16 protein-coding genes are annotated in these 16,407 nt (G+C 49.8%); 6 read left to right on the top strand and 10 right to left on the bottom strand.

The window, feature by feature from the left end:
• Complete coding sequence (locus ACYVJG_RS10635; RefSeq protein WP_460431031.1) at positions 1 to 2,409, top strand: diguanylate cyclase domain-containing protein; 2,409 nt, start codon at positions 1 to 3, stop codon at positions 2,407 to 2,409.
• On the opposite strand, the gene ACYVJG_RS10630 is transcribed toward ACYVJG_RS10635, so the two are convergent.
• From ACYVJG_RS10630 to ACYVJG_RS10620, 3 genes are all read right to left on the bottom strand, one after another.
• On the bottom strand, positions 2,406 to 3,407 hold the full coding sequence (locus tag ACYVJG_RS10630) for a GGDEF domain-containing protein (protein WP_460431030.1): 1,002 nt from the start codon (positions 3,405 to 3,407) through the stop codon (positions 2,406 to 2,408). The two genes, ACYVJG_RS10635 and ACYVJG_RS10630, sit on opposite strands and share 4 nt — an antisense overlap.
• Before the next feature lie 88 nt (positions 3,408 to 3,495).
• A complete protein-coding gene (dksA, locus tag ACYVJG_RS10625; protein ID WP_460431029.1) occupies positions 3,496 to 3,912 on the bottom strand; it encodes an RNA polymerase-binding protein DksA in 417 nt (138 codons plus the stop codon).
• Positions 3,913 to 4,016: 104 nt separating this feature from the next.
• Positions 4,017 to 4,745: an LOG family protein gene (locus ACYVJG_RS10620; protein ID WP_460431028.1), complete on the bottom strand. Its 729-nt coding sequence runs from the start codon at positions 4,743 to 4,745 to the stop codon at positions 4,017 to 4,019.
• Between the two features lie 38 nt (positions 4,746 to 4,783).
• On the opposite strand from ACYVJG_RS10620, the gene polA reads away from it, so the two are divergent.
• Together polA and ACYVJG_RS10610 are read left to right on the top strand one after the other, a co-directional pair.
• Positions 4,784 to 7,558: a DNA polymerase I gene (gene polA, locus ACYVJG_RS10615; RefSeq protein ID WP_460431027.1), complete on the top strand. Its 2,775-nt coding sequence runs from the start codon at positions 4,784 to 4,786 to the stop codon at positions 7,556 to 7,558.
• Positions 7,559 to 7,637: 79 nt separating this feature from the next.
• On the top strand, positions 7,638 to 8,864 hold the full coding sequence (locus tag ACYVJG_RS10610) for an EAL domain-containing protein (RefSeq protein WP_460431026.1): 1,227 nt from the start codon (positions 7,638 to 7,640) through the stop codon (positions 8,862 to 8,864).
• A gap of 54 nt (positions 8,865 to 8,918) precedes the next feature.
• On the opposite strand, the gene ACYVJG_RS10605 is transcribed toward ACYVJG_RS10610, so the two are convergent.
• Positions 8,919 to 9,083: a hypothetical protein gene (locus ACYVJG_RS10605; RefSeq protein ID WP_022653603.1), complete on the bottom strand. Its 165-nt coding sequence runs from the start codon at positions 9,081 to 9,083 to the stop codon at positions 8,919 to 8,921.
• Between the two features lie 325 nt (positions 9,084 to 9,408).
• On the opposite strand from ACYVJG_RS10605, the gene ACYVJG_RS10600 reads away from it, so the two are divergent.
• The gene (locus ACYVJG_RS10600) at positions 9,409 to 9,657 is read left to right on the top strand and encodes a hypothetical protein (protein WP_022653604.1); all 249 of its coding nucleotides are present in this window, start codon (positions 9,409 to 9,411) and stop codon (positions 9,655 to 9,657) included.
• On the opposite strand, the gene ACYVJG_RS10595 is transcribed toward ACYVJG_RS10600, so the two are convergent.
• The gene (locus ACYVJG_RS10595; protein ID WP_022653605.1) at positions 9,654 to 10,424 is read right to left on the bottom strand and encodes a sulfite exporter TauE/SafE family protein; all 771 of its coding nucleotides are present in this window, start codon (positions 10,422 to 10,424) and stop codon (positions 9,654 to 9,656) included. The genes ACYVJG_RS10600 and ACYVJG_RS10595 overlap by 4 nt on opposite strands.
• Before the next feature lie 171 nt (positions 10,425 to 10,595).
• On the opposite strand from ACYVJG_RS10595, the gene ACYVJG_RS10590 reads away from it, so the two are divergent.
• Entirely contained in the window at positions 10,596 to 12,527 is a 1,932-nt protein-coding gene (locus ACYVJG_RS10590) for a methyl-accepting chemotaxis protein (RefSeq protein WP_460431025.1), read from the top strand.
• Between the two features lie 104 nt (positions 12,528 to 12,631).
• Here the strand turns inward: ACYVJG_RS10590 and hemL are convergent, their stop codons facing one another.
• From hemL to ACYVJG_RS10565, 5 genes are read right to left on the bottom strand one after another with little or no spacing between them, the layout of a single operon-like run.
• A complete protein-coding gene (gene hemL, locus ACYVJG_RS10585) occupies positions 12,632 to 13,909 on the bottom strand; it encodes a glutamate-1-semialdehyde 2,1-aminomutase (protein ID WP_460431024.1) in 1,278 nt (425 codons plus the stop codon).
• Between the two features lie 50 nt (positions 13,910 to 13,959).
• Complete coding sequence (locus tag ACYVJG_RS10580) at positions 13,960 to 14,436, bottom strand: CYTH domain-containing protein (protein ID WP_460431023.1); 477 nt, start codon at positions 14,434 to 14,436, stop codon at positions 13,960 to 13,962.
• Between the two features lie 15 nt (positions 14,437 to 14,451).
• On the bottom strand, positions 14,452 to 14,868 hold the full coding sequence (locus ACYVJG_RS10575; RefSeq protein WP_022653609.1) for a CopD family protein: 417 nt from the start codon (positions 14,866 to 14,868) through the stop codon (positions 14,452 to 14,454).
• 24 nt (positions 14,869 to 14,892) lie between these two features.
• Entirely contained in the window at positions 14,893 to 15,315 is a 423-nt protein-coding gene (locus ACYVJG_RS10570) for a PIN domain-containing protein (RefSeq protein ID WP_460431022.1), read from the bottom strand.
• Positions 15,315 to 15,569, bottom strand: coding sequence for a type II toxin-antitoxin system Phd/YefM family antitoxin (locus tag ACYVJG_RS10565; RefSeq protein WP_460431021.1), 255 nt, complete (start codon positions 15,567 to 15,569; stop codon positions 15,315 to 15,317). The genes ACYVJG_RS10570 and ACYVJG_RS10565 overlap by 1 nt, the downstream gene beginning before the upstream one ends.
• Before the next feature lie 206 nt (positions 15,570 to 15,775).
• Here ACYVJG_RS10565 and ACYVJG_RS10560 point away from each other — a divergent pair, with 206 nt between their 5' ends.
• Positions 15,776 to 16,339: a PAS domain-containing protein gene (locus tag ACYVJG_RS10560; protein ID WP_460431020.1), complete on the top strand. Its 564-nt coding sequence runs from the start codon at positions 15,776 to 15,778 to the stop codon at positions 16,337 to 16,339.
• The last annotated feature ends 68 nt before the right edge of the window (positions 16,340 to 16,407 follow it).

The raw sequence follows: 16,407 nt of genomic DNA, 5'->3' as shown, positions 1-16,407 counted from the left end.
ATGCGTTGGCATCGCCCAATTCAGCGAGGCTTATGGCTACTGGGTGGCTTGTTATTGTCTCAACTGACTTGGGCGACAACGCCGGTTTCATTACAGCTGCGTTGGCTGCACCAATTTCAATTTGCCGGCTACTATGCGGCGATCCACAAGGGCTTTTATGCCCAAGAAGGTCTCGAGGTCACGCTTAAACAGGGCGGCGTGGGGATTGAGCCTGTTACGGAAGTGCTCTCTGGTCGTGCCCAATTTGGCGTGTCGAATGCCGGTTTAATTGCCGATTATCTCAATGGCCGTTCGGTCTTGATGTTGGCACCAATTTTCCAACACTCTCCTAATGTTCTATTAGTCCGTGGTGACGTCGCCACCCCTACAGAATTGGTTGATGCTGGGCCGATTGCGTTAATGGGTGGCGATCAAGACATCGACCTAAAGGCGATGTTTGTCAATGAAGGCATCCCTCTACAACGCTTGGCATTTACTCAAGCCGGTGGTCATTTAGATGATCTGATTAACGGCAAAGTCAAAGCAATCCATGCCTATCTGTCAAACGAACCCTTCGAATTAGAATTGCGTGGCGTACCGTATAGCGTGTTAAAACCGCAAAGCTATGGCATGGACTTCTATAGCGATGTGTTGTTTACCGAACAAGACTATGCCAAAGCTCACCCAGAGGTGGTCACGGCATTTCGCCGTGCTTCGTTTCGTGGCTGGCAATATGCACTGCAACACAGTGATGAAATCATCACCTTAATCGAACAACACTACAACTCACAGGGTAAGACCCGCGCCCATTTACAGTTTGAAGCGTCGATTATCAAAAAACTGATTCAACCTGAACTGATTGAACTCGGACACAGCAATATTGGCCGTTGGCAATTTATCGCGAATACCTTTGTTTCATTTGGTTTAGCGCCCCCCAACAAAAAATTAGAATCGTTTTTCTATCAGCCAGATAAAAACCGCGACTGGATCTTGTTATACCCCTACTTATTGGCCTCGGCAGTGGTGTTAGTGCTGTTGAGCAGTGTGGTTTGGTATATCCATCGTATCAATCGCCGTTTGCGTTTGGCTTTGCAACAACAATCGGTGGTGGAAACGCGGTTGCGTGAAAGTGAATTGCGCTATCGTGTCTTTTTTGAAACCGCACCTTCAGCCGGCTTGGTGTGGACAGAAGGCTTTATTATTACCGACTGGAATCGTCGTGCTGAAGAAGTATTTGGCTGGAAACGCAGCCAAGTCATTGGTCGCAATTTCTTTGAGTTTTTGATTCCAGAGCAAGTTAAGTTGCAATTGCGGCCAGAACTGGAAGGGTTACTACAGCGCAACATTCGCCCCCACGCCATCAACGAAGTGCAAACCGAAGATGGCCGCGTGATTGTCTGTGAATGGTTTAATGATTGGTTGCCGGATGTGCCGGGTAAAGGGCGCGAGGTAATCTCGCTGGCGATTGATATTACCCAACGCTTGCAAATGGAACAGGCGCTGCAGCGTAGCGAACGTCGCTATCGAATGTTGACTGAAACCATGAAAGATGTGGTGTGGACACTGAACACCCAAACGCTGCGTTTTACCTATGTCAGCCCCTCAGTGTATCAACTGCGTGGTGTATTGCCTGAAGAAGTGATGCAACAACCCTTAGATGCGGCTCTTCCACCTGCCGAGCAAGGTTATATCCGAGCGTTGATTCATGAACGGCGCGAGGCTTTGTTATCGGGTGAGATTGGCCCAGATAATTTCTTTATCAACGAAGTGCAACAACCTTGTGCTGATGGCCGTTTGGTGTGGACGGAAGTGATTACACGCTATTGGCTGAACACAGAAACGGGCGAAGTTGAATTACATGGGGTGACGCGTGATATCAGCGAGCGTAAAACCGCTGAAGCCCAGATTCGGCACATGGCACAACATGATGCCCTAACTGGATTGGCGAATCGTGCTTTGTTCTCGGAGTGTTTGCAGCGCGCGATGGCGGTGGCGCGGCGCGAAAAGAGCAAGTTGGGGCTGTTATTTCTCGATCTTGATCGCTTTAAGCCAGTCAACGATGTGCTGGGCCATGCTGTCGGGGATGCCTTATTGCAGTTGGTGGCAAAGCGAATTGGTGAGTGTGTACGCGAGGCAGACACCGTGGCGCGGCTTGGCGGTGATGAATTTGTGGTGTTGTTACACGGTGTTCAACAAGCGGCGGATTGTGTCTATGTTGGCGAGAAAATCCGTCAAGCGTTAAGCACTGCGTTCCAAATTGATACGCATACGCTGCATATTTCCAGCAGTATTGGGGTGGCGGTGTTTCCTGATCATGGGGAAAATGAAATTGAACTGACGCAACATGCCGATCATGCGATGTATCAGGCGAAAAACAGTGGCCGTGATAGCGTGCAGCTGTTTACCGCTGTCGGCGCAACAACCCACTAAAACAGTTCAATCTCACCACCATCGTTGCTATCGTGTTGGCTGATTAGGCCTTGCATCAATAACTCATGGTAGCCATACACTGCATTGCGGCCATGTTCCTTGGCGTAGTACAGCGCCTTGTCTGCTTCTTCGACCACATGGGCGGGTAACCCCTGTTGGTCAATTTCAACAAACCCAATGCTGATAGTCAGATGTCCCACCTGAGGAAAATCATGTTGTGCAATCTGTTGGCGCAACAAGTCTAGGGTCTGTTGGGCGTGGCTGGTGTTGTGTTGTAGTAAAACGGCAAATTCTTCTCCGCCATAACGATATACTTGGCCCTGTTGCCCAATATGACGCAATAACAAACCCGCCGTGAGCAATAACACTTCATCACCAACAATATGGCCATAATTGTCGTTAATTGGCTTGAAATGGTCGATATCAATCAAGGCCAAGACATGCTCACCGTCCCGATTTGCTAACAACTCATATAAGCGAGTGTCGAACTTGCGGCGGTTGAGTAGGCCAGTCAACATATCGCGTTCTGCCTCATACAACAGCTGCAAATAGTTGGCATGAATACGCAAGACCCCCAACAAAAATGCGGCTTGTTCCGGTTGCAAGGGATGTTGGCAGGGCATTTCAATCAGCTCAACAATATCGCCAAATTGATGTACCGGCAGCCAGAGCTTGCCATCGTGCCAAGGCAGCATGTCGCTGCTCTGTTGGGCGGCAAAGAGTGCTTGTTGTTGCTGTTCCGATGGAAGACCCCACTGACTATCAGGGTGCAGTTCAAGGAGATGTTGGTTGTTATGACGGTAGAGGTTTTTGATCTCCCACTGGCCTTGTGTTTCACGCACGCTAAACACCTCGGCTGAGGTGGTGTTGAGAAAGCCAACGATGAGATCGAGCAGCGAATGCTCTAACTCATGGCGCTCGCGGCGCGAGGTCAGTTCTGCCACATGCTTCATTAGCGCTGAGGCAGGCATCACATCACTAGCAGAAAGATCGTTCACGCTTCACAATCCAAAAGAAGAACAGGCTTAGGACGAAAAAACCCGATAGCAGCTGCCATCGGGTGCAAACCACAAGCAAAGACCAGACCTAGTCGGCATACTGCTTTTTCATCCGCTCGCGGCGTTCTTGTGCATCAACAGATAGCGAGGCAGTCGGGCGGGCTAATAAGCGGCGTAGGCCGATAGGTTCGCCCGTATCATCACAGTAGCCGTAGTTTTTTTCATCGATTTTGCGCAAGGTTGATTCTATTTTTTGCAACAACTTGCGTTCACGATCGCGGGTACGCAATTCCAGCGCATATTCCTCTTCGAGCGTAGCCCGGTCGGCGGGATCGGGGGTGGCCTCTTGTTCTTGTAGATGGCTGGTTGTGGCGGTGGCGTTGCTCAGCAACTCTCGCTGCATAGTGAGCAGGCGTTCGCGGAAAAACTCCAGATGGTCGTTATTCATATAGTCCTCTTCTGGGCCATTCCAGTTGAGGATGTCTTGTTCAGTCAGCTTGGCCATGCGCGTCTCCTGCAAGATGATAAGCAAACGGGCACGAAGGTTACTAGAGCTTGTGCCTCGTAGCAATGAAGATTCGCTCTGCCGACAGTCGTGTGCTGCTTGGCTTAAAGATTCAGTAGTTGGTCTTGCTCTTGTGGTAAAGGGTCAAAACCGCGTGTTTCATAATGATGGAAAATCCGTTCCACAATCTCTTGTGGCGAGTCGGTGATATACACCAAGTCGAGATCTTGTGGTGAAATCATGCCTTCGTTCACTAGATGTTCCTGAAACCATTGTACTAAGCCCCGCCAAAAACTGCTGCCAACCAACAAAATCGGCATTTTTCGAACTTTGCCGGTTTGAATCAGAGTCAAAGACTCAAACAGTTCGTCTAAAGTTCCAAACCCTCCCGGCATCACCACATAGGCCACGGAATGTTTAACAAACATCACTTTACGTGAGAAAAAATGGCTGAATTTCAAACTGATGTCTTGGTAGGGATTGGGCTTTTGTTCGTGTGGTAACACGATATTTAAGCCAACTGAAGGGCTTTTGCCGTGAAAAGCCCCTTTGCTGGCGGCTTCCATTAAACCGGGGCCTCCACCAGAAATGACGGCAAACCCCGAATCTGACAAGCCTCTGGCAATCGATTCTGCCAGCTTATAATAAGTATGGTCAGGTGGCGTGCGGGCGCTACCAAAGATACTGACCGCTGGTAAGACCGATTGCAATTCCTCTGCCGATTCGACAAATTCTGCCATCACTTTTAAAACATGCCAGGCTTCTCGGGCACGGAATTGTTCCATATTGGCGTAACGATCCGAGACCGCAGGGACTTTATGGGCGAGGCTCATCGTCTTTCCTTTTCTCTTTTTTAAGTACATAAAAACCAATGAAAACTTTGTTATTAGTCGATGGCTCTTCGTATTTGTATCGCGCCTTTCATGCCATGCCAACTTTGCGTGCACCTGATGGCGTGCCCACTGGGGCGGTTTATGGGGTCATGAATATGTTGCGACGGTTAGAGCGCGAATTGCACTATGAAGCTGCAATTTGTGTCTTTGATGCGAAAGGCAAGACATTCCGCCATGACTTATACCCAGACTATAAGGCACAACGTGGGCCGATGGCGGATGGGCTGGCGCAACAAATTCCCTTGGTACACCAAGCGGTCGAGGCTTTGGGATGGCCTTTATTACAAATGGCTGGAGTAGAAGCCGATGATGTGATTGCGACTTTGGTGACACAGGCTGAGGCCCTCGGTTGGGACACCATTGTTTGTACCGGTGATAAAGACCTTGCGCAATTGGTCAGTGCAAAAACACGGTTGTATAACTCGATGTCAGAACAATGGTTCGATCAAGCGGCAGTGGTTGAGAAATTTGGTGTAGCACCTGAAAAAATGGTCGATTTCTTAACGCTTACGGGGGATACCTCCGACAACATCCCGGGCGTGCATAAGTGCGGTGAGAAAACCGCCGCGAAATGGCTGGCAGAGTTTGGTTCATTAGAAGGGGTGGTGGCGGCGATTGAACGGGGGGCGATTAAGGGGAAAATTGGTGACTATGCCCGTGAGGCTTTGCCTCATCTGCCGCTGTCGCGTGAATTGGTCACGGTAAAGCGAGATCTGGATTTGAGTACGCTATTGCCGGCGGGTTTGGCGGCTGTTGAACGTCAACCTCCGCAATTATCTGTACTGCAAACACTGTGTCGCCAACTTGGTTTCAAAGCATGGCTACAAGAATATAGCCGAGTATCCGCTGCAACACCGTCAGAAAACGCGCCTGTCGCCACCACACCAGAACCGATGGTGTCGCCTACGTCTACAGCAGCGGTGTTACCCAGCGCCTGTTATCACACGCTGTTGACGCAAGACGCGTTCGAATCATGGCTGGCGCGGATTGAAGAAGCCGAATACGTGAGTTTTGATACGGAAACCGATCGGCTTGATCCGCTGGAGGCGGAGTTGGTGGGCATCAGTTTTGCGGTTGCACCCTATGAAGCGGCATATCTTCCTTTAGCGCATCGTGGCCCCGGGGTGGCACAACAGTTAGATCGGGACTGGGTGTTACAACGCTTGAAGCCATGGTTAGAAAACCCTGACACCAAGAAAGTTGGCCAAAATCTCAAATTTGATCGCCATGTCTTGGCGCGTTATCAGATTCGTCTGCAAGGGGTGGCCGAAGACACCATGTTGTTGAGTTATGTCTTGCAAAGCCATGTGGCACACAATATGGATGCGCTGGCAAAGCGCTATCTCAACTATGACACCCTGACCTTTGAGGAAATTTGCGGCAAAGGGGCCAAGCAAATCAGTTTTGCCGATGTCGATTTAGACACCGCCACGCGCTATGCAGCAGAAGACGCAGATATTACGCTGCGTTTGCTGCACGCGATGCGTCCTTTGCTGACACCCGAGGCTGAGCGTGTGTATCGTGACATTGAGTTGCCGGTGGCTGAGATTTTGACCGACATGGAAGAAGTCGGGGTATCGGTTGATCCTAAAATTCTGCAAGATCAAAGTATGGTATTAGGACAGCGCTTGTTACTGCTTGAACAACAGGTTCATGCGATGGCTGGCCAGCCGTTTAATCTCAATTCACCAAAACAGGTCAGTGAGATTTTATTCGACCGCCTACAGATTCCAAGTAAGGGCCTGAAAAAAACCACCACGGGTATTTCCACCAATGAAGAAACGCTAGAGAAATTAGCGACGACGTATCCGATTGCCCAACAGTTGTTGGATTACCGTGGTTTGGCAAAACTGAAATCGACTTACACCGATAAATTACCAAACGCGATTTCTCTACAAACACAACGGGTGCATACCCACTACTCGCAAACCGGCACCATCACGGGTCGCTTGTCCAGTTCAGAACCAAATTTACAAAACATCCCCATCCGCAGTGAAGAAGGGCGAGCCATCCGAAAAGCGTTTGTTGCACCAGCGGGGACGGTGATTGTCTCGGCGGATTATTCGCAGATTGAGCTGCGGATTATGGCGCATTTATCGCAGGATGAAGGCCTGCTACAGGCATTTCAGCAAGGGTTAGATATTCATCGTGCAACAGCCGCTGAAATTTTTGAAATACCGTTGGATGAGGTTAGTCCCGAGCAGCGGCGTTACGCAAAAACCATTAACTTCGGCCTGATTTACGGCATGACTGTGTTTGGTTTGGCCAAGGCGTTAGAAATTGAACGCAGTGCTGCCCAACAATTTATTGATCGTTATTTCCAACGCTACCCCGGTGTGGCGCGCTATATGGAAGACACGCGCCAGCTGGCCCGTGAACAAGGTTATGTCGAAACCGTGTTTGGCCGCCGTTTACTGCTACCCGATATTAACGACCGCAACCCGATGAAACGCCAAGCGGCCGAACGCGCGGCAATTAACGCCCCGATGCAAGGCACGGCAGCTGATTTAATCAAAATGGCGATGATTCAGGTGGCCAAACGGTTAGGGCCGCCACCGCTTGATTTGGTCGATTTGTCTCAACACACGATATTGATGATGCAAGTGCATGATGAATTGGTGTTACAGGTGCCCGAGGCGGAAAAAGACGCTGTGTTAGCGTGGTTACCTCAAGACATGGCAGCAGTGGCGACCTTGCGCGTGCCATTGCTGGCCGAGGTGGGATATGGGCCAAGTTGGGGGGCTGCCCATTAAAATTGGGTATTAATTTTGCATTTGGCACGTCTTGTGCTGTGATAGTCGATGCTCTCTTTTATTTGGCGTGATATTGATCGTGAACTCTCTTCATTCCTCCAGCTTACGCTATCACTCCTACTTTCAGCCGATTTATAGCTTGGCTCATCGTCGAACCATTGGCATGGAAGGATTGTTGCGAGCTTCGTACCCCGACGGCACGATGGTGCCGCCGGTGGTGTTATTCGATCCGCAACGACCCGCGCTAGAAAGGACACAATTGGGCGCTTGTGCCCGTGGCCTGCATTTGGCCCACTTCAGTCAGATGCAGCCAGCACAAACATGGTTGTTCTTAAACGCTGACTTAGAAGGTTTTTTGTTGGCCGATGATGGCCCTAGCCGCTTTGCCGAGTTGTTACAACAGCATGGTGTTGCACCGCATCAAGTGGTGTTAGAGATTCTTGAACATGCGATTGATAACATCGATGATTTGGCACATGCCATTCAGGGGTTTCGTGAGTTGGGGTGTTTGATTGCGGTGGATGATTTTGGCGCTGGCCACTCCAACCTAGACCGCCTGTGGCGTTTGGCACCGGATATCGTCAAGCTAGATCGGCTTTTGGTGCGTGATGCCGCCCATCAAGCCCGCGCAAGGGCCGTCTTGCCCCGTTTAGTGGCGCTCTTGCACGAAGTTGGTGCATTGGTGTTGACTGAAGGGGTTGAAACCGAAGCAGAAGGCTTATTGGCCTTAGAATCTCAGTGTGATTTTGTACAAGGGTTTTGGTTTGCGCGGCCTGCTGCCGATCCCCCCGACGATCAGCTGATTACCCCTCGACTGGATTTATTGTGGCAAGACCATGCCTCTCGTGAACAGCGGCGGCATGATGCTGCACTGCATCTACAAAATACCAGTATTCGGGCGTTTCGTTTAACCGCCTCTCGCTTAGCCAGTGGCCAAGCCTTAGTCCAAGCGGCGATTCCTCTATTAGCTCAGCCAGATGTGTTGCGCTGTTTTGTGTTGGATGATGCGGGGCGGCAGTTGGGCGATAACTTAGAGCCTGATGATGTGGTGCATTGCCTACAGCGACAACAGCGTTTCTCGCCTCTCGCCAATACCCGCGATGCCCTGTGGTCGCGCCGTACCTATTTCCGCCAAGCGATGCGACAACCCGGGCAAGTGCAATGTACCAGCCCCTATTTGTCGATGACCGAACCTACACCATGTATCACGCTTTCTATGGCGATTGATATGGGTGATTGTTATCAAGTGTTGTGTGCCGACTTGCGTTGGCATGATCCTGATGCCTTAGGCGAGGTGTTGCGCTAAAACAAAACGCCTCTTGGATGAGCAAGAGGCGTTTGCTGTCGTGGTGACAACCGTTTAGTGCACGCCGATATCATCGGCCGATTCTAAACTTTCTAGCGCACGGTTCATGCTGTCTTGTAAGCATTCTTCCATGGTGTAAGGAAAGCCTTGCACCGCTGTGTTGTCATCTTGTGCTGCGCTTGCAGCGAGTTTCAGATCGTCGTTTTGTGATTCGCTCATGAGAAAGATCTCCTTAACTTTGTTGCACTGCACAAATCATAGCATTTTATTGGCAAAGTGCTAGGGCAGAAACAGCAGATGAGTCACTGATTTTTAATAAAATTTTCTGGATGATTTTGCTAAGCTGATTGTTTTAATCTATGGCTACAGTCTTTTATGCTTTGGTTTTATGCCAAAAAGTTTTTTGGAATCATCATGATAAAAATCATTACCAAAAAACGGCGACTTTAATCGCAAAGTTGCCGAATCTTCGTATAATCTCCGTTCGCTTTTTGCACAAGGAACCGACAGCGCGACAGTTTTTGTCGCACTGCAAGAAAACACTATGGAAGGCGGATTACAAGAGCTCTATAAGCATGTGTCGGTGCGCCGACATGCGTGGGATTTTTGGACGGTTGAGGTCTCTGGTAAGCGGGTAGAGATTGAGGGCAGTATTTTCCCATTTAAATCGGCTTCTTCACGTCGTCCGGAATCCTTTTTGGTTCGCATCCCGGGCCAACCTCCCTCGCTGACTTCGCGGTTTGATACAGCAATTTGGATGGCCTATATGGGATTGCGCGGTGGTGGGATTTAATGCACTTGTTGCCACAAATCCCATGAGAATTTACCAATCAATACGGTCAGCAAAACCAAAAACAATACGCGTACCAAACCCGCACCGCCACGCATGGCTAATCGTGTCCCCACTAAGCTGCCGGCAACATTACACACAGCCATCGGCACGGCAAAGTGAAGCAAAAGATGACCGCTCGGTACAAAAAAGCTCAGTGCGGCCAAATTGGTTGAGAAATTGACAAATTTGGCTGCTGCTGATGCGTGTAAAAAATCAAAAGCAAAAAAGCGGATAAATAAGAAAATTAAGAAGCTGCCCGTGCCAGGGCCAAAAATCCCATCATAAAATCCAATTGCCCCACCTATCACTGCCGCCAACCAGCGCTCTCGTTGCCCAATCTCAGTCGGTTTGTGCAGTTTGCCAAAGTCTTTTTTCCATAGCGTATAAATCGCCATCGCGATTAATAACACCAACACCGCCGGTTTCATGACCTGTTTTGGAATCAAACTGACCGCTGCGGCGCCAGCAAAAGAAAAGATAAAAGCAAAAAATGCTGCTGGTAGCACCAAGCCCCACGGAATACGCACCCGTCGCATAAACGATAAGGCGGCTGAGGCAGTACCAAAGATCGACGAAAATTTATTGGTGCCAAACAGGGTTGCCACCGGTGTCTGTGGCAAGGCATTGAACAGGGCTGGAATTTGAATCAATCCACCACCGCCGACAGCCGAGTCGATCAACCCCGCCGCAAACGCCATCACGCCTAAAAAGACGATTTCTTCCCACATGATGTGATCCAAAAAAGCGATTTAGCCTAGCGAGCCAATCGAAAAAAAGCAAGAAACCTGAAAAAACCACCTATTTATTATGAATAATCATTTTTAATATAAAATTACATTTTTTGATATAATGATTTTTTCTATTGTTTTTTAACCTATGCGTGAGGGAACCGGTTCAAGATGAATACATCGTCGCTGCAATTTCGGTTACTAATGGTCATTGTCAGTGTTGGCATCATGGTGGCATTGGTTGCCGGGATGTTTGTGTGGCAAATGAGTGGCAAGCTGTCGTTGCGTGAGCAGGATGCAATGAATCAAACCTTGCGTGATACGTTGCAAAATCGTCTCGATAGCAAGTTAGATGTGGGATTGACCAATGCAGCAGCCTTGGCCGTACGGCCTGATATCGTGACAGCGTTGATGAGCGGTGACCCTGCTTTTGCCAAAACCACTTTAGCTGGGGTAAGCGAAAACATTAAGAAAGAAACCAACTACAAAGGCATCCGCTTACATCTGATTGATGCGGAGTTAAATAGCTTGGCACGCAGTTGGACGGACAAAGGCGTAGGTGACTCGAATGCAGCGCGGGCCAGTCGGCAACAAATTAAAGCCGATCAAAAGCCCATCGTGGGGTTTGAAGCGGGTAAAGAAGGGGTGTGGTTGCGTGGTATTGCTGCCATTCATGATCCCGACCAACGCTTTATTGGGATGTTGGAGTTTATTCAGGGCGTAGGCAGTATCAGCCGCGATTTTGAAAAAGAAGGGCGTCGCTATGTCGCCTTGGTTAATCCCGATCTGGCCCCACAGGGCGACAGCGTGGGCGCATGGAAATTGACGGTTACCAAACACTACAGCGATGAAACACAGGCTTTTGCTCGCAGTTTGGATTTGGCGACCTTATTTGCCCAAGGTGTATTAAACACCCCAGATTGGTATGTGGTGGCGTTGCCGTTAAAGGATATCGGCGGTAAGCAGTTGGGATGGCATGTGTTAGCCGAACCTCAAGTGCGCTTACAAGCAAAAATGGAACATGCCCAGCAGATGGGCTGGTTATTTCTGGTGTTGTTATTGCTGTCGCTGGTCACCATGGGCGCAGGTGTGTTGTTCTTGGTACGCAAAGCGATGGTGAAACCGACACAAGGCATTGCCAAGCGGATGAGGAAATTGGCTGAGGGCGATTTTACTACCCAATTTCACACCGAGCGCAATGATGAAATCGGGTTAGTGTCGCAGTCGGCTCAGAATATGGTGCAACAGACGGCGACGACTTTTGGGCAGGTGCGCCACGCCTCGCAACAGCTGCATGTGGCTGCCGATACGCTAAGCCAGCAAGCGCGGGAAATCAATCAAGGGGCACAGGAACAAAGTCGTAATGTCTCGGCAACAGCGGCAGCCGTCGAACAGATTAGCCGTAGTATTGAAGAAGTGGCGCGGAGTGCTGCCTTGGCACAGCAAGAATCGCTGGCTACCCGTCAGACAGTGGAAGAAGGGGTGCAAGTGGTGTCAATCACCTGCCAAGATATGATTGGTATTGCCCAAAGTGTGCAATCGGCGGCTAAAAAAGTGACGCATCTCAATGCTTCGACGGATCGTGTGGAAAATATTGTGCAAACGATTAAAGACATTGCCGATCAAACCAACTTATTAGCGTTGAATGCAGCGATTGAAGCGGCGCGCGCAGGGGAAACCGGGCGTGGGTTTGCGGTGGTGGCGGATGAAGTGCGCAAATTGGCAGAGAAAACCATTATTGCCACGGAAGAAATCAGTGGCATGGTGCTAGAGATTCAAGGCTCGACCGATTCTGTGGTCAAAGAGATGGAACAGAGTTTGGGACAGGTGGATCGTGGCCAACAGAGTGCCACACAAGCAAGCACTGCCTTGCAAGATATTCGGCAACGAGTGGAGCGTGTTACGCAAGAAATGCAGCAAATTAGCTTGGCCACGCAAGAACAAGCGCGGGCGACGCATAGCCTTGGTGAGGCGATGACTGGGATTGCCGAGGTGGCGGCATCTAATGCACAGGCGGTGGAGCAGACACAAACTGTGGCTGAGGAAATTAACCAGCAGGCCAATCAGATGGAGCAACAATTAGCAGGCTTGCGCTTGCCATAAGTCAATGAATGTTGGGTGACCCAACACTGGTAACCCAACATTCACCTAATGTGCGAGAAGCCTCGGGGTTGAGCCCGAGGCCAAGAGACTTCTCTATTAACAACTTATAAGCGTGCAAAAGCACGTTCGGCGGCGGTGATGGTGGCTTGAATATCCTCATCGCTGTGTGCGATAGACACAAAGCCCGCTTCATAGGCCGAAGGTGCGAGATAGACGCCTTCATCTAACATGGCATGGAAGAAGCGTTTAAAGGCGTCGCTGTTGCAGGCGGTAACGGTGGCGTAACTATTGGGGACTTCTGGTGCAAAGTAGAAGCCAAACATACCGCCGACCCAATCGCTGCTAAACGGTAGCCCTGCGGCGTTGGCTGCTGCTTGTACCCCTTTAACTAAAGTTTCGCTGCGGCGAGTTAATTCTTCGTGGAAACCCGGGCGGCTGATAAGGCGTAGGGTAGTGACGCCAGCGGCCACGGCCAGTGGGTTGCCCGACAAGGTGCCCGCTTGATAGACCCCACCCAGTGGGGCGATTTTGGCCATGATGTCAGCACGACCGCCAAACACCGCCATCGGCATTCCACCACCCACCACCTTGCCGAGGGTGGTCAAGTCTGGTTTGATGCCGTGTAGTGATTGGGCACCGCCGAGTGCGACACGGAACCCCGTCATCACTTCATCATAAATCAACACTGCACCGTGTTTCTCGGTCAGACTCCGCAGCGCATGAACAAAAGCTTCGCTGGGGCGAATCAGATTCATATTGCCGGCAAAAGGCTCCAGAATCACACACGCAATTTCATCGCCCAATTCGGCAAAAGTCTGTTCCAACTGACTGACGTTGTTGTAGTCCAGCACGAGGGTATGACGGGTAAAGTCGGCTGGGACGCCGGCGGAAGACGGATTGCCAAAGGTGAGCAAACCTGAGCCGGCTTTGACTAATAAGCTATCCGAATGCCCGTGATAGCATCCCTCGAATTTGATGATCTTGTCGCGACCAGTAAAACCGCGTGCCAGACGAATCGCAGTCATGGTGGCTTCGGTGCCGGAGCTAACCAAACGCACTTGTTCCATTGAAGGGACGAGTTGCCGAATCATCTCCGCAATTTCAATCTCACCTTCTGTTGGCGCACCATAAGACAGCCCATTGGCTGCTGCAGCTTGAACCGCCGCAATTACTTCAGGATGGGCATGGCCGAGAATGGCCGGCCCCCACGAGCCGATGTAATCGATAAATTTTTTATCATCTGCATCCCAAAAGTACGCACCTTGTGCCCGTTGCACAAAGCGGGGGGTGCCTCCGACGCTGCCAAAAGCGCGTACTGGGGAATTGACACCACCGGGGATGGATAATTTAGCACGTTCAAATAACTCGGCATTACGGCTCATATTTAAGTCAAACCTTTAAAAACGGGGCTGCCAGACAGCAGCAAAGACAATTAAGGGTGTAGCGTCCAACTGGTGTAGGGATGTTGTGACAGATAGGCATTGGTATAACGACCATCCTCTGTCACCTCATGGCCTAGCCACGAGGGTAGGGCAAAGGTATCGGTCTCGCTGGTCAACTCGATTTCTGCTAACACCAAACCAGCATTAACCCCCTCGAATACATCCACTTCCCAGTGTTTGCCATCGACCATGACATGGTAACGGGTTTTTTCCATCACTTGCGGACAGAGGTGGTCCAACATTTCATTTGCGTCGCTGTGCGGAATCGCATACTCAAATTCGCGCCGTGTGCTGGCGCTGACCATGCCTTTGACCGTTAACCATGCTTGGTCACCGCTGATGCGAACCCGCACCACTTTTTCAACACTGACTGCCAAAAAACCTTGCCGGATACGTTGTTGACCGGTGACTGCGGTTTGCCAATCGGTATTTTTGACGACATAGCGCCGTTCAATTTCTAAAGCCATCGTCTGCTCTTTGGGTTAGAAAGGTTTGAGAACCACTAAAAAGACCACGGCAAACATCACCAAGACGGGCCCCTCGTTAAAGAAACGGTACCAAACATGGCTGCGGCGGTTTTGGCCGTTGCGGAAGGTTTTTAATAGATGGCCGCAATAGAAGTGATAGCCGATGAGGGCAGCAACCAGTGTCGTTTTGGCGTGTAACCATCCGCCCTGAAAGCCAAACCCGAACCATAGCCACAAACCAAACACTACAGCCAATGCCCCTAATGGGGTCATAAAGCGGTAGAGCTTGTGTGACATCAAGGTCAAACGGTCGCGTTCGGCTTGGGTGTCAGCCATCGCCAAATTCACAAACAGCCTTGGTAGATAAAACAAACCAGCAAACCAAGCGATCACGAAACAAATATGTAACGCTTTTACAACGGGGTAGCTCAAGAGATGTCCTCTCAAAAAAGTGGGTTAACCCTGTTCCCACGGGTTGATGATATTGACGCCAGTGGGTTTGAAATCATCGATATTGCGGGTGATGACGGTCATACCATGTACCAGTGCTGTGGCAGCAATCAGTGCATCGCGTTCCCCTCGCTTGTCTGGAACATGCAGCCGAGCACAGCGTTGGGCGACAGGGGTATCAATCGCCAAAGTCCTCTCGGCAAATTCCGGCAAGACTTGTTGCACTAACCATTTGCGTAATAAAGCCCCTTGATGACTATCCCTGCGCTCAATGGCTAACACACCCAACTCCAATTCCATGATGGTGATCACCGAGATAAAGAGATCGGAGGCATTTACCGTGTTAGCCCATGTCACAACATTTGGGTTCGCTTTGCCAAGGTGTACCTTGCGTAGCTCAGAGACCACATTCGTATCAACAAGATACATTATTCGAGATCCACTGTTTTGGTGTGAATCATCAACCGAGGGGGGATAAAGTCAATCTCCTCAATACTTGGCATAGCCAGTGCGTCAGCAATACTGCGCCGTGGTTGTGTCAATTTTTGGTACTCGGCAAAGCTTAAAAGGACATGAGCAGGGCGGCCACGATCAGTGATAAACACAGGCCCGTGGTTAGCGGCTCTTTTTGCTTCGCTGGCTTTTTGATTGAACTCGCGGCTTGAGAAGGTGGTGATTGCCATGTGAAATCTCTCCGGTGCTAGTGGATGTAGAAACATTACTACATGGTGCAGGCAGCCGCAAGCGACTATGGCGCCGGATGGCTCAAAACTTTATGGATGAGTGATGTCAAAAAAATATGACCTAGATCAAGTCAAGTAGCAGTCATCTTTCCTAGCCTGTGCCCTTATTTTTTATGGCTCTCGCCGTCGAGAAAGGAAAATTGTCGATGTTCTCTCTGTCTTCTCGCCATGAAAAAGAGATTCTGTTATCACTAGATCAAATGATTGTGACCAAAACCGATCTGAAAGGGCAGATTACCTATGCTAACCGGACTTTCATGGAAATCGCTGATTTTCAAGAACATGAAGTGTTGAACAAACCACATAACCTCATCCGCCATCCCGATATGCCTCGCGGTGTATTTCGTCTGATGTGGAAGACCTTACAAAAGCGGCAAGAGTTTTTCGGTGTGGTGAAAAATTACACTTCTAATCGCAAGCAATACTATTGGGTGTTGGCAAACATCACCCCCGATTTTAATAACGCAGGTCAGTTGGCTGGTTTCTACTCGGTGCGCCGTCCTGCCTCACGCGCTGCTATCGCTGCTTTAGAACCGATTTATCAACAAATGCGCCAGATCGAAGCCAAACTAAGCAAGACCGAAGGGCCGGATGCTTCTGTTGCTTGGCTATTAGATCAGGTCAGAATGAGTGGCGCGAGTAATTACGAAGCTTTTGTCATGTCTTTAAATAAAGATATTATCAAACAAACAAAAATCACAAGAAATTGACTAAATAAATGTTTCATTATTTTGACATAGCGCAAAGCAGATCAAGGTATGATTACATCCTTTGTGAA

This window comes from Aquaspirillum soli, assembly GCF_054781915.1.
Note: the sequence above shows the minus strand (reverse complement) of the source record. Positions and strands in the feature narration are given on the sequence as shown.